13 protein-coding genes and 1 pseudogene are annotated in these 13,991 nt (G+C 47.2%); 11 read left to right on the forward strand and 3 right to left on the reverse strand.

Features of this window, described 5'->3' with window-relative positions; all coding sequences use genetic code 11:
- Positions 1 to 55: 55 nt before the first annotated feature.
- From KDN34_RS06625 to KDN34_RS06650, 7 genes and pseudogenes are all read left to right on the forward strand, one after another.
- Positions 56 to 607: a 4Fe-4S dicluster domain-containing protein gene (locus KDN34_RS06625; RefSeq protein WP_212596103.1), complete on the forward strand. Its 552-nt coding sequence runs from the start codon at positions 56 to 58 to the stop codon at positions 605 to 607.
- Positions 608 to 770: 163 nt separating this feature from the next.
- Positions 771 to 1,331 (forward strand): annotated as a pseudogene (locus tag KDN34_RS17515) (4Fe-4S binding protein); the annotation flags it as partial.
- Positions 1,314 to 2,948 carry an FAD-dependent oxidoreductase gene (locus KDN34_RS06630; RefSeq protein WP_407695794.1) on the forward strand — a complete coding sequence of 545 codons (1,635 nt, stop codon included), beginning with the start codon at positions 1,314 to 1,316 and terminating at the stop codon, positions 2,946 to 2,948. The pseudogene KDN34_RS17515 and the gene KDN34_RS06630, both read left to right, overlap by 18 nt.
- Positions 2,949 to 2,955: 7 nt before the next feature.
- Positions 2,956 to 4,092 (forward strand): 4Fe-4S binding protein, encoded by a 1,137-nt coding sequence (locus tag KDN34_RS06635; protein WP_212596105.1) that lies wholly within the window; start codon positions 2,956 to 2,958, stop codon positions 4,090 to 4,092.
- A 662-nt stretch (positions 4,093 to 4,754) separates the two neighbouring features.
- Positions 4,755 to 6,140 (forward strand): FAD-binding oxidoreductase, encoded by a 1,386-nt coding sequence (locus KDN34_RS06640; RefSeq protein ID WP_212596106.1) that lies wholly within the window; start codon positions 4,755 to 4,757, stop codon positions 6,138 to 6,140.
- A 410-nt stretch (positions 6,141 to 6,550) separates the two neighbouring features.
- Positions 6,551 to 6,970, forward strand: a complete 420-nt coding sequence (locus KDN34_RS06645; protein WP_228730475.1) for a DMT family transporter — start codon at positions 6,551 to 6,553, stop codon at positions 6,968 to 6,970.
- A gap of 227 nt (positions 6,971 to 7,197) precedes the next feature.
- Positions 7,198 to 8,079 carry a DMT family transporter gene (locus tag KDN34_RS06650; RefSeq protein WP_212596108.1) on the forward strand — a complete coding sequence of 294 codons (882 nt, stop codon included), beginning with the start codon at positions 7,198 to 7,200 and terminating at the stop codon, positions 8,077 to 8,079.
- Positions 8,080 to 8,200: 121 nt separating this feature from the next.
- On the opposite strand, the gene KDN34_RS06655 is transcribed toward KDN34_RS06650, so the two are convergent.
- Both KDN34_RS06655 and KDN34_RS06660 read right to left on the reverse strand, forming a co-directional pair.
- Positions 8,201 to 8,944 carry a class I SAM-dependent DNA methyltransferase gene (locus KDN34_RS06655; protein ID WP_212596109.1) on the reverse strand — a complete coding sequence of 248 codons (744 nt, stop codon included), beginning with the start codon at positions 8,942 to 8,944 and terminating at the stop codon, positions 8,201 to 8,203.
- Between the two features lie 237 nt (positions 8,945 to 9,181).
- The gene (locus KDN34_RS06660) at positions 9,182 to 10,939 is read right to left on the reverse strand and encodes a M61 family metallopeptidase (RefSeq protein ID WP_212596551.1); all 1,758 of its coding nucleotides are present in this window, start codon (positions 10,937 to 10,939) and stop codon (positions 9,182 to 9,184) included.
- A 275-nt stretch (positions 10,940 to 11,214) separates the two neighbouring features.
- Here KDN34_RS06660 and KDN34_RS06665 point away from each other — a divergent pair, with 275 nt between their 5' ends.
- Genes KDN34_RS06665 through KDN34_RS06680 form a run of 4 tightly spaced genes read left to right on the forward strand, consistent with a single transcriptional unit; the run spans position 11,215 to position 12,947 of the window.
- Positions 11,215 to 11,589, forward strand: coding sequence for an HIT domain-containing protein (locus tag KDN34_RS06665; RefSeq protein ID WP_212596110.1), 375 nt, complete (start codon positions 11,215 to 11,217; stop codon positions 11,587 to 11,589).
- On the forward strand, positions 11,586 to 12,080 hold the full coding sequence (locus tag KDN34_RS06670; RefSeq protein WP_212596111.1) for a PaaI family thioesterase: 495 nt from the start codon (positions 11,586 to 11,588) through the stop codon (positions 12,078 to 12,080). The genes KDN34_RS06665 and KDN34_RS06670 overlap by 4 nt, the downstream gene beginning before the upstream one ends.
- Positions 12,081 to 12,085: 5 nt before the next feature.
- Positions 12,086 to 12,541 (forward strand): PaaI family thioesterase, encoded by a 456-nt coding sequence (locus tag KDN34_RS06675; protein WP_212596112.1) that lies wholly within the window; start codon positions 12,086 to 12,088, stop codon positions 12,539 to 12,541.
- A 13-nt stretch (positions 12,542 to 12,554) separates the two neighbouring features.
- Complete coding sequence (locus KDN34_RS06680; RefSeq protein WP_212596113.1) at positions 12,555 to 12,947, forward strand: YcfL family protein; 393 nt, start codon at positions 12,555 to 12,557, stop codon at positions 12,945 to 12,947.
- Between the two features lie 82 nt (positions 12,948 to 13,029).
- On the opposite strand, the gene KDN34_RS06685 is transcribed toward KDN34_RS06680, so the two are convergent.
- On the reverse strand, positions 13,030 to 13,587 hold the full coding sequence (locus tag KDN34_RS06685) for an isochorismatase family protein (RefSeq protein ID WP_212596114.1): 558 nt from the start codon (positions 13,585 to 13,587) through the stop codon (positions 13,030 to 13,032).
- Positions 13,588 to 13,991 lie beyond the last annotated feature (404 nt).

The raw sequence follows: 13,991 nt of genomic DNA on the forward strand, positions 1-13,991 counted from the left end.
ACAAATGGGAGATGCTGCCAAATCATTTATCAGGCCCAGTAGGCGGAGATTTCTGATGGGGATCGCCGCCATCAGTAGCATGCTAGGACTGGGCTGGATAGCGACCTATCTTGCAAAGAAGTGGTTACTCCGCCCACCAGGTGGTCAGAACGAGGCTGAATTTCTCGCTAAATGCATAAAATGCGACCGCTGCCGTAGCGTATGCCCGACGTCAGTTATTGGAGTCGCTCATGTGGAAGACGGGCTGGCAGAAGCCCGTACTCCGATCATGAAATTTCATGATGGCTACTGCACCATGTGCGGTAAATGCACCGAAGTTTGTCCCACTGGAGCCCTACAACTTTTTGACGAAAGAACTGTAAAGATTGGGCTGGCAACCATTACAGATACCTGTATTGCCTGGAATGCCGACGGATGCACCGTATGCTTCGATGCCTGTCCTTATGGCGCAATTTATCTGGATGCTCACAATCGACCAGTGGTCGATGCTCAAAAATGTAACGGTTGTGGGAAATGCGAAAAAGTCTGTCCGGCGTTGGTGTTACGTTCCTACGTAGGTGGAAAAACTCGTGGCATTGAAGTCAGGCCCAGAGATGGAGAGGTTTAAGAGCATGAAATCACGTAACCCTTCTTTTTGGCGGGCATTTACTATCAGCTTATTTATTTTGATAGGGATTATTGGTCTGGCTTTTAAAACCGGCACCGGCACGATCTCTGCGTTTGGCTATCGAATGATTGATGCCATCTGTCCATTAGGTGGCTTAGAAGCGATGTTGGCAAGTCACAGCTTCCTGCCACGTGTAGTGATTGCCCTGACCGTATTGGTCATCATCGTAATATTCTTAGGCCGATTTTTTTGTGCTTGGGTTTGTCCAATGCCGCTGTTTCGCAGTTGGTTCCCTCGTCTACAGCAAAAACATCAAATTGTTGCATCGACCCGACCCACTACCGAGGTAGTCGAGCCTGCATTGCATTATCCTATGACTCAAAATCAGCCAACACACCCTGTAGCTGACAAAACGTCGGGCGCACAGTCATTACCCCATGCGGAAACGCCAAAAACAAAGTCAATATCCAATAACACCTCCTATTTTGTTTTAGGGGGAACATTACTATCAACAGCTATTTTCGGTTTTCCGGTATTTTGTCTGATATGTCCCATTGGTCTGACCTTTGGTTCGATTATCGTGATATGGCGGCTCATCGGATATAACGAGCCAACATGGTCACTGATTGCTTTTCCGTTAGCATTAATCATAGAGCTATTTTTATTACGCCACTGGTGTAAAAATATCTGCCCACTGGGAGCGTTGATGTCGCTGCTCAGTAAACTTAACCACTTCTGGCGTCCGACAGTTGATCAGCAAGCCTGTCTTCGCAGCAAAGGACTCGATTGCCAGTTGTGTACCCAAGCCTGTTATGAAGATATTGATTTACACCACCCTGAACAATCAGCCCCCCGAGCTCGATGCACAAAATGTTCGGAATGTTCTGCTGCTTGTCCAGTACACGCAATTTCTTTTCCTTTCTCCCGTTGGCTGAAAATATCGCCTAAGACCATTATTCCGACGATTACCTCAGAGACATCAACCATTGAGAGTGTCACGCCTAAAGCTTTACCGCTGTCTCCAAAACAACCGACGCAAAACTATGTGTTCAATCAGGCATTACGTTGTATCCAATGTGGTCTGTGCAAACAAGCTTGCCCCTTACACAACGAAATTCCTGCATGGATGGCATTGTTACGTGGCAACCATCTCATAGATGCAGTGGAAGTGATGCATAGCACTAACAGCTTGCCGGAAATTTGTGGTTTGGTCTGTCCACAGGAACGATTGTGCGAAGGGGCATGCAGTCTCGGAAAACTGGATGGTCCGGTAAAAGTAGGCACCGTTGAGCATTTTGTTACAACCGCAGCTATTGCTCAGGGCTGGAAACCTGACCTGAGTCGGGTGAAGCCTAAAAATAAACGTGTGGCAGTAATTGGCGCTGGACCAGCAGGACTTGCTTGTGCTGATGTTCTTATCCGTAATGGAATACAACCAGTGGTTTTTGACCGATATCCTGTTATTGGCGGTATGCTCTCATTTGGCATTCCCTCCTATAAACTGGACAAGCTAATTCTGCAACAACGCCAACAGCTGTTCAGCGAAATGGGAATAGAATTTCACCTCAATACCGAGGTAGGAAAAGACATATCCTTCAATGAATTACTAAAAACTTACGATGCAGTTTTCGTGGGAACCGGTACCTACAGATCCAAAACCGCAGGTCTTGAGCACGAAGATGCCTCAGGCGTGATCCAGGCATTACCTTATTTAATGGCCGTTAATCGTCATACTATGGGGTTCTCTGAAACTGAACAACAACCATATCTGAATGTCATGGGTAAACATGTTGTTGTCATCGGCGGCGGTGATACCGCGATGGATTGTGTCAGAACAGCACTGCGGAAAAATGCAGCGTCAGTTACCTGCCTATATCGTCGAGATGAGGCCAGCATGCCTGCATCGGTTAAAGAAGTGGCGCTTGCAAAGCAAGAAGGTGCGCAATTTAGATTTAATGTTCAACCAGTAGAGCTGCAGTTAGATAACTCGCTTCAAGTAACGGGGGTAATTGTCCAGTCAACAAAACTGGGGGCACTGGATGCCTGTGGCAGAAAAGCACCTGTTGTGATTGCTGGACCTAAAAGGGTTATTGCTGCCGAACGGGTTATTTTGGCGTTGGGCTTTGAGGCTCAGCATATGCCTTGGCTAGATGAAATCGGGGTGGAACTAGACAACAACGGTTATATCGTCACTCAACAATCCACTGAAAATGCATTGCAGACATCACTCGTTAAGGTGTACGCGGGGGGCGATATTGTTCACGGTTCAGATTTGGTTGTCACAGCTATTGCCGATGGACGAAGAGCGGCAATGTCAATGATTACAGCTATGGAACAGTGAGGATTATATGGCCGGGTTGCTGAATTTTGGACAAGATGAGGTTGGGAGCGTAGCACCTCAAATCCGAGTATCATCTCGCTGCGCCCGGCATTTACATCATTCGTCCAGTTGCCATCATTGTGTAGATGTATGTCCGACAAACGCCTTGGAATTATCAGATGGCAAGGTGGTGCAGAATACTAATATATGCACTGAATGCGGCGCGTGTGCAGCAAGTTGCCCGATGGGGGCCATTAAATTAAAAAACAATGATATCAATGCACTGCATAAATACATTAATACAGCAATCCACAAGAACTCAACAGCAATAATTGCCTGCCAAAATGTGGCCCACGATATAGATAATGCGCTATTTATTACCTGCTTGGTCGCTGCTGATAATTCTGCATTACTGCAAACATTTGCTCAGGGGGCGATCGATATTCAATTAGTGTGTGGCGACTGTCGGGAATGCCCATCTCATGAAGTTTTTCCACTCGTTATCCATCGCCAACAAGCGTTACAACAATTATTGTTTACTCTAAAACTATCAGTACACATCCGAGTTCTGCAGAGTTTTTCCCTAGAAGCAATTTCGTCCTCGTCAACACATAACCTTGGACTGTCCCGCTCGGGAGTTTCCCGGCGGAATTTTTTTTCGAGACTATGGAAACAGTCAAACATGGATGAATGTGCAACTATATCTGTCAAAGAGAACAGTCAACATGATGTATCAACTGTTACTATGCCGCCATCACCACGGATTCCCGATAATTGGCAACAGTTCATTTTCGCCTTAAAGCAGCTGCGACATCTTGATAATTCTGATGTTAAATTGCCAATATTTTATAGACCACAAATCTCAGACAAGTGCGTTGGATGTGGCATTTGTGCAAGCAGTTGTCCAACACAGGCGTTGCACCGGGATACCGGGGACAATCTGACAAAACTTCGTTTTACGCCAGCCCTATGTGTCGGCTGTGGTATTTGCCAAGATGTCTGTTATTGCAACGCTGTTAACCTGACACAACGGCATACTATTAGTCTGAACGAAAGTAATGTGCCTCAGACGCTTATAGAAATTTCACTACAAGTTGATGGCCTGGAAACTGACGGAGATAAACTTATTAAATTGCTTGGCTGTCCTCACATATTTCGTACCTAACACGGCAATGAAATAAAACGGTAGTGGTTTAGTGAATTTGCTAACGCTGTAGACGCTGCTCGTGCTTTTTAATGTCGAGCGATACTTAAGCTAATCCGCTAAGGACACAATGATTCATCAGACTGAGTCATTTATGTCGGCAATCATGTTAATAGTGAAATATCAGCCAACAGCAAATACTCCTCGTCGCGTTGTCTCTTTTCGCAACCTCGGGCGTTGTTAGGTTTCAAAAGGGAGAGGGATGATCATCGCTCTTCGGCTCTGGTGTGGAACGAGTAGTATCATGACTTGGTGATGCGGGACTGAATTTTAGGCTTCGTTCGGACGCGACATGGATAAACCTCAACCTCGAAAATTCACCTAGCAGGGCAAATACCAGACAAGTATTTTAATCGAATGGCTTAAATTTTACCGATACTGCCATTACTCAAGGGTTCTATTGCCTCCTCGTCGAGCCATGGCTCATCTCCCTGACTGATCGGAACACTTACATACGGCATGTCCCCGAGTGAGTTTCTGCTACGCTAAAAATGCCAACAGTTCTAGTTTCGTAGTAAGAACTATTCATCTTTAAAGTTTTACTATGAGTATGCTGAACGCCGTTCGAATTAATACGATTCCATGTTCGTCAGTGCTCATGTAAAGCATGAGAGGACAATCGTATGAAAAGCTTACAAAAAGCCGTCATCGACGATTTCAAAAAGCAATTCCACGGCGACGTTATTTTGCCAAATGACCCCACCTATGAAGAAGTTCGCAAGATTTGGAATGCCATGATCGACCGTAAACCCGGCATTATAGCCCGTTGCAAGTCAGTTGCTGATGTTGTTGAAGCGGTAAATTTCGCACGTGAAAATGGGTTGTTGATAGCCGTTCGCGGTGGCGGACACAATATTGCGGGTAATGCCATTTGCGATGACGGCATCATGATTGACCTGTCGCTGTTGAATCAGGTCAAGGTCGATCCGCAAACACAACGCGCTAAGGTTGAACCCGGTTGTACCCTGGCTGACGTCGATGCGGCGACCCAAAAGTACGGTTTAGCAACGCCTGTGGGCATCAACTCGACCACTGGCATTGCCGGCTTGACCCTGGGCGGAGGATTTGGGTGGTTAAGCCGAAAATATGGCATGACTGTCGACAATCTGCTGTCGGCGGAGGTTGTTACCGCCGATGGTCGTCAGTTACATGCAAGTGAGACTGAAAATGCAGATTTGTTTTGGGGCTTACGTGGCGGCGGCGGTAATTTCGGCATTGTCACGCAGTTTGAGTTTCAGCTGCATCCAGTTGGTCCGGATGTTCTCAGTGGCTTGATTGTTTTCCCGTTCGAGCAAGCAAAATCTGTTATCACTCAATTTGCGCGCTTTACCGAGACGGCACCGGAAGAACTGAGCGTCTGGATGGTAGCCCGAAAAGCACCGCCTTTACCTTTCTTACCGGAGGCGGTGCACGGCAAAGAGATGATTGCGCTTGCTTTATGTTATGCAGGTGATCCTGCCGAAGGTGAGAAACTCATCGCACCTTTACGGCAGTTTGGCACTGTTCTTGGCGAGCACGTAGGTGTACAACCATTCAGCGCATGGCAACAAGCCTTTGATCCGTTGCTTACCCCTGGGGCCAGAAACTACTGGAAATCGCATAATTTTACCCAACTCAGTGATGGGGTAATTGATGCTGCGATTGAATATGCCGCGACGCTACCTTCCGCGCAGTGCGAGATCTTTATTGCCTCAATTGGTTGTGCGACCAGTCGCCCAACGCCCGAGGCGATGGCCTATTCAAGTCGGGATGCCAACTACGTGATGAATGTGCATGGCCGATGGGATTTGGCTGAAGACGACCAGCATTGTATTGCATGGGCGCGTGAATTTTTTGCGAAGACCAAACCGTTTGCCAGTGGTGGTGCTTACGTTAACTTCCTGACACAGGACGAATCCGATCGTACTGAATCGGCTTATGGTCCAACCTATGCGCGACTGCAAGCGATCAAGAAGCAATTTGATCCGCACAACCTGTTCAGGATGAATCAGAACATCAAACCTGCTTGACCAAGACGCTAACCCATGGCGGCAATATGACAGATTGTCGCCAGTTGTTAGTTATCCAGTTTCCTTTGGGTATTTATAAGCTGATATTTATATGCCTAAGCTCTGAATGTTTGCAGAGTAATGGAAGGGTAATTTATATCAGACTTAAGGCACAAAGATTTCTTAAACATCACTACGAATTACATGCTCCGTCGCTGTTGGCTGTTCAACGACAGTTGCGGAAAAACAGCGCAATCAACAGTGAAATTTTGGTTAATTTGTACATTGGTTCTTATATAAGGCTAAAGTTAATTTACGATTCCCATTTCTATCCTAACGAAGTACATACACTACTTCCACGTCAAGCTATCTGCCCCTGAATGTACCGAGAGGACCCCAAAATGGCACACCAACTGTTTTTCGCTTGCCTCATGCTGGCTACCGGAATCGGTATCCCAGTGATGGCGGCATTAAGTGCGACTTTAGGCTCAACATCAGGAAGCCCCGCATTTGCAGCCTGTATTTTATTTTTCGTCGCCTTGTTAATTTCAATTATTTTCCTGTTTGTAGTCGAAGGCGGACTCAAACCAATACCAACCCTGTCACTCCCTTTTTATTTCTATTTAGGGGGCGCATTTGTCGCTTTTTATGTTCTGAGTGTTACTTGGGTTGCCCCTCAATTTGGTGTTGGTAATGCCGTGGCTTTTGTTCTGCTGGGTCAACTCATATCGATGGCCACCATAGATCAATTTGGCTTGTTAGGGGCGCCAATGCACACCATTACATTACAACGCGTCCTGGGCCTGATCTTGATGTCGATAGGCGTATTTTTGGCGGTAAGACGAGGTTAATGTTAATTTTCTCTGCCTAGAACATTACCGGAATGAACTCAAATATGTGCTGTTGCGAATGCTCCGATAATCGTCATTGGATCACTGTCGGATTTGAGCCGCTCCCTTAATCATGCGCGTCAGTGACGGCGATAACTGTCTCGACGCAATGACTTTGTCTCGCGATTAATGAACTATTATTTTTTCATTAAGCCATTTAACTAATCATTATTGCGTGAGGTCAGAACTTGCCCGAAAAGTTAAGTTTTGCCGTTCAGCAAGGCCCTAAGCAGATGGTTGTCTTTGTCGTCTTGCTGACGTGTTTGACTATGTTTGCGTTTGCGGCCAATTCGTTACTTGCGCGTCTGGCTTTTCAAACTACCGCCATTGACGCGGTATCTTATACCGTCATCCGCATCATCAGCGGGGCAATAGTGCTGAGTTTCATATTGATAATGCTGCGTCGCCGACCGGTTATTTCGTTAACTACCAGCTTCTCTGCAGTTTTTCTTTTTACATATGCGGCGGCGTTTGCTTTGGCATATCGTGAAATAAGTACCGGGGCTGGAGCATTGATACTGTTTGCGGCCGCGCAGTTGACGATGATTTCCTATGGTTTTGTGAAAGGCGAGCGCGCTAGTCTCATTGGATTGATCGTGGCTCTGGGGGGATTGGTCTTATTCTTGTTACCCAGCGCTTCGGCGCCACCTTATGGCGCAGCGGTGATGATGGCGATATCCGGTATGGCTTGGGGCTGCTTTTCTATCATAGGAAAATCGGATGACGCTCCTATCATCAACACCGCAAGTAGTTTTCTCATCGCTGTGCCCATGTCACTGATAATGCTGCTGCTATTTTATTCGCAAATACAATTAGACCAGCTTGGCGCGGGATACGCGATTATATCGGGTGGTTTAGCATCAGGTTTAGGTTATGCAGTCTGGTATTGGGTGAAGGTCCGCATCGCCACCATTAGTGCCGGTTCGGTGCAACTGTCAGTGCCAATAATTAGCGCGATACTCGGCGTGCTTATTCTTGATGAACCGATAAGGTTGATAAGTTCTCTGGCCGCAATATTGGTGTTAGCGGGGGTAGCGATTGTCACTTTAACCGCAAAACGGAAAAAGTGAATCCTACAATACGGCAATCTTTCATGAATTGTATTTTAATGTCATGTACTTACGAGTCTAACAACGCAAATGAGACGCCGTTTTCAACAGTGCCGGATTAATGTGTTGTTTTGTGAGGGTGTTAAATCTTCACACAAGTCACAATGGCATTGCCGGATTGCTGGTCCCAAGGGATGATTTTGTTGTAGTCGTGTTCAAACATATGCACTTCAAAGTAAGGTTGTAACAGTGCGATTAAGTCTGCAAAACTGAACGCGACCATGGGATGTTCGTCATGCCATATTTGGGTTTCGGTGGCATTGGTTTTTTCAATGCTGAGTTTTAGTGATTGCATTTCGCCTTCACCGCTATAATACCAACTGGACCGAAAGGAAAATAAATCGTCGTCTTGCTTGGCGCTATGTTTGACGAATAAAGCATTGTTTATTTTATCTTTTGCTACCACATTAAAGCAGAAAGTGCCGCCTGGCTTTAGTGCGTGGTAAACGTGGGCAATACATTCTTGCAGTTTGGTGATGCCGCCGTTGTAATGAATGGAATAAAGAAAACAGGTGATCAAATCCAGTGGTTCATCTACCTCAAAACTGCTCATATCTTGCAGGATAAAATCTGCTTCTGGACAACGAGAGGCCGCGATATCGAGCATGGGCTGATTGATATCCAGTCCACGACTTTGATAACCAAAATCGATGAAATGACGCACATGTGGGCCGGTGCCACAGGCTAAATCGAGATGTGTATTGCCACCATTGCCAAATATCTGGTGAAGTCTGCGGATGCAGTGGCTTTGGGCTTGATAGTCGATATCGACACACATCAAATCGTAATAGCCCGAAAGGTCGGTATAGAGTGCATTGGCAGACATATTGGCCTTTTCATTTTAATGAAACTCGACTGGGTGGCGCATAGTAAAGCAATCTGTGACATTTGCGAAGCAGATATACAGATCTCATGGCTTAAGTTGCTAAAGCGTCGATGATGTTTACAAATCGCAGAGGGTGTTAACTCACTTGTTTGCCTTATCGCGAGGATTTTGCCGCTGCATTCAAACGAAGAAAAGAGCGGTTGGCACCACTCTTTTCTAATCCGCATGCTAAAAGGTTTAGTCTAGCCACGCTTTGGCTTGCTGTTCATCTTTCAGGATAAGTGACACTGTGTCTTTGGCGGCAACCTCGATGGGTAACTCACCACTCATCAACACATCGTCACGGAACCAATGCAGAGTAATGGCTGCGCCTGCTGCATATCGTTGCAGTGCTTGCTCGAACTGCGCTCCGACTTGCAGTCCATCGGCGGCAATCAACAGGTCTTTGGCACTGAGTCCTGCTTTGTGCGCCGGAGAGCCATTGCTGACGCTGGTAATCCGAATCCCCAAGCCTTCCGCTTTATACTTAGCGCCAAAGCCGATAGCGAGTCCGTCAGCATCGCCGCCACCTTGATCGCTGTTGCCGCTACTGGCACGTAATTTTAGCTCAACGCCAAATTTAGCTAAAAGTTCTGCCAGTGGCAGATCGTCAACCTTGCTGAGCCAGGCAAATTCAGCACTGGCATCACGGCCGAGCAACTCACCGTAGAGCTGTTGATGGCTATCATCATCGGTGCCAACGGCTTTTTGACCAAAACGCTGCCAGAGTGCACGCATCAGGTCATCCAGAGATTTTTTACCGTTTGTCTCTAATCTCAACGTCAAATCAAGGAACAGGGCAAATAGCGCGCCTTTGGTGTAGTAACTGACGATGGCATTAACGGCGTTTTCATCCTGCTTGTAGAACTTGGTCCACGCATTAAAACTGGAATCAGTGAGACTTTGCAGTAAGCGACCATTGCCGCGGTAAACGCGGGTAAATGTCTGACTCAGTAGCTCCAGATAGCCTTGTTTGTCTACACGGCCGCTGCGATAGGTCATCAAGTCATCGTAGTAGGAGGTAATGCCCTCATAGGCCCACAACTGGCTGGTGTAGCTTTCTGACTCCAGTTGATAGGGCATAAATGCGGCGGGTTTGATGCGCTTGACGTTCCAGCTATGAAAATACTCATGGCTGCACAGCGTCAGATAGTTGCGATAGTCTTTATCCAGCGGTGCATCCAGTGACGTTGGCAGCTCATGGCGAGAGCAGTGCAGGGCGGTTGAGGCGCTGTGTTCCAGTCCACCAAAACCATCTTTCAATACTTGTGTCATGAACAGGTAACGTTCGAATGGTGCTGGCGTACCAAAAAGCTGGATCTGACTTTCACAGATCGCCGTTAAATCGGTCAGCAATCGCGGCATACAGCATTGATGGCGGCCGGTGAGAATCACGTCATGGCGCACGCCGCAGGCTTCGAAGGTTCCTACGGTAAAAGTGCCCATCTCCACCGGGTGATCGATAAGCTCGTCATAATCCTTGGCACGAAAACGGCCAAACTGCCAGTCCTCGCCGCTCATGCGCGGCAACATGGTCGCGAGTTGCCATCCGGCAATGCCTTTCGGCGGTAGAATTTCGACATCGTGCGCATGTTGTTCGCGGCCTGATACCGCCAGAAATACGCTACTGCCATTGAAGAAACCGTGGGTCTGGTCCAAATGTGCTGTTCGCACGGATAAGTCCCAGGCATAGACACGGTAACGCAGATGCAGAACTTCGGCAGTTGATGCAACCTGCCAGCGCTGCTTATCTAATTGCTGCAACGCTAGTGGTCGATTGATTTCATCGAAGGCGCGAATATCAATGAGATTTTTTGCAAAGTCGCGCACCATATAACTACCGGGCAGCCAGGCGGGTAACCACAGTTGTTGTACTGGGGCGGGTTTATCGATACGCAATGCAACTTCAAACAGATGAGCCACCGGATCGATAGCGGTAATCTGATAACGGATCATGGGACGAGAAAGTTTGGTGAGCTTAAGATGACGATCATGCTGCCAAAAATGACTGTTGACAGCAATCACAGATAACAATTTTCGACGATTTTATGCCGTGCCGTTATGCTGCCAGCATGGTGGTCAACTTGAAGGCTGTTGCTGCCGGTTTACAGCAAATTCGACATGGCATGATGGTTTGAACGCTCCATCTGTGATTGCTTCGGTTATAATGGCTAAATAGACAAAAAACTGTGATATTAAGGCGTTGAGAGTAATACACCGGAGAGTGGACTATGGCCGAAGAAACCCTATTCAGTAAAATTGTACGGCGCGAGATTGCAGCAGATATTGTATATCAGGACCATTTGGTAACAGCCTTCAGGGATATCACGCCCAAGGCACCAACCCACCTGTTGATTGTACCTAACCATGTAATCCCAACGGTTAATGATGTTAAGTCTTCTGACGAGCAGGCGTTGGGCAGGATGTTTACTGTGGCGGCCAAGCTGGCTGCAGAAGCCGGGATTGCCAAAGGCGGTTATCGGTTAATCGTCAATTGCAATGAAGATGGTGGTCAGGAAGTGTTCCATGTTCATATGCACCTGTTAGGTGGCGAACCTTTGGGGCCGATGCTGAGTCGCAAAAGCAGTAGCAAGAGCGATAAATGAAGACCAATCCCGAATTTTTCCCTATGACCGGGTTGGCAACCCGGTTTGTTAACCAGTTAGCTCAGTGTCGCCGTCTGGGATTGCAGGTGCATGAAGCTAGCGAACATCATGTGTTGTTGGAATTGCCATACAATGAAAAGCTGATTGGTTATCCTGATACCGGCGTATTGCATGGCGGCGTGATCACTACCCTGATGGATACCGCCAGTGGTTGTGCAGTTGTGTGTGCGATTAAGCAGAAATTTGATTCACTGGAAATCTCACCGACGCTGGATCTTCGTGTTGACTATATGAAACCGGCGCAACCACATAAACCCATATATGGATTTGCCGAGTGTTATCGATTGTCATCCACGGTGGCCTTTACTCGCGGTATTGCCTATCAGGACAGCATTGATGATCCACTTGCGCATGCCGTGGGGAGCTTTATGCGGATAAGCCCAGAGATGATCGGTGACGCATTTAGGCAAGCGTTAATGGGAGATGAGTAGCACGCATGAGCGACAACAAAACTCAGATAAGTGATGTTAAATCTCTGGTCGCTAAAGTCGCCGAGACCAATGATTTTAGCTATCTGCTGGAGCACGTGCCCTATGCCCGTTTTATTGGTATGGAGGTCAACCGCTTCGGTGATGAGTTGGTATTTTGCTTACCAGCCAAAGAAGACAATATCGGTAATCCGGTGCTGCCTGCGTTACATGGCGGGGTGATGGCTGGGTTTATGGAGATGTCGGCGATCATCCAACTGATGGTATTTATGCAAACGAGTAAAGTGCCTAAGGTGGTGGATTTCTCTATCGATTACCTGCGCGCTGGTTACTACAAGGACACTTATGCTGAATGCTATATCACTCGGCAAGGGCGGCGTGTCGCCAATGTGCATATCAATTGCTGGCAAACAAATCGCAAACAGTTGATTGCTACGGCGAGAGCGCATTTTCTGATCGATTGATGAAGGAGTATCTATGATGAAAACGGCTGTGCTAGCGATAATGGCATTATTCACTCTTGGGGCTTGTGTGACCAATACCGCTGGAATTTATGCGAATTCTCAAGGCGTTAATCGGGTTGACAATGGCAGCATGGGGCGCAAGCTCAGTGTTGAAGGTATACAAGCGTATCCGGGCGGCGGTCAGCTTAATGGCTATGCAACCTTGCAAAGCCATACGTCATATGATCAGAATTTGCAGTATCGCTTTACCTGGTACGATGCGAATAATATTGCCATCGATGCCGAAAATAAGAGTTGGGTGCCAGTGACACTGCATGGATTTCAGCAGGTGCAGGTTAAGTCCACCGCACCTAATGGTCGAGCTAGCTGGTTTGATTTTCAGGTGAGAAACATCATCCCAAACTAACCATACTCGTCAGCAATAAAAAACCGTGGCCAATCACCACGGTTTTTTATGGGCAGTCACTGATCGCTTCAGCAGCGGGCAATTAAAGCGCCAGGGTTGCCGCAACGGTTTCGGTGGCAGTTAACTGCGCAGTTGGTATCGCGCGGATAGTCGGGCCAAAACTGGTAATTGCGGGCAGCGTGCAGTTATGGTGGTGGCGAATGCATGCGGCATCAGCATGGGCCTTGTCCATAGTGGTGTGAGCATCTGCAACCAAATCTACGGAATATCCCAGGGCCGCGGCACGGCGCACAGTCGTATCTACACAGAATTCAGTGGCGAAGCCACAGATGATCAGGTGCTCGATACCATGCTGATCCAGTAATGGTTTCAAAATAGTGTTTTGGAAGGCATCTGGGGTGCTCTTCTGTACAAACTGATCACCATGACGAACTAACAAATCCAGCTGCAAATGCCAGCCGTCACTGCCGGGTTCCAACCCTGGTCGTTGGTGTTGAACATAGACAACCGGATAGCGTTGTGCTCTTGCCCATTCAGTTACTGAGTTAATGTTGTTGACAGTCGCGGAGGCTCTATATGGCAGAGGTTCCTGCTCGAAAAAAGCGCGCTGTACGTCTATAACCAAAACCGCTGTTTTCATGTGATGATTTCCTTACGATCTGCCAAAGTGACACCCTGTGCCGCATGACGGATCTGCTTTGCTGGGGAGATTTCAAGGCGATTTAATCACGCCCGGATGTTAAAAATACCCGGACGAGAACATAGAAATTGCGGTATTGGTCAAAAAAAAAGCTGATTAGATTTTGCTGATATCAGAATGTGAAGTTCGGCTAATTATGCAAAATTGAAAATGAGATCTATGCTGCAAAATTGAAGGCGTCAACAACGGTCTGTGCATACGTGCAGTGGATGTGTTTAAAAATCCGCATTCATTTCGGCGCGTACTTTTATCCGGCAAAGTTAAGGCAGTTTGTTGAAAATATGAAACAGCGGATGCCTCAGATTATCGCTGCACTGACTAATACTTAAGCTGAGGAAAACGAC

The sequence above is a fragment of the Shewanella yunxiaonensis genome (assembly GCF_018223345.1).
In the GTDB taxonomy this organism is placed as follows: Bacteria; Pseudomonadota; Gammaproteobacteria; order Enterobacterales; family Shewanellaceae; genus Shewanella; species Shewanella yunxiaonensis.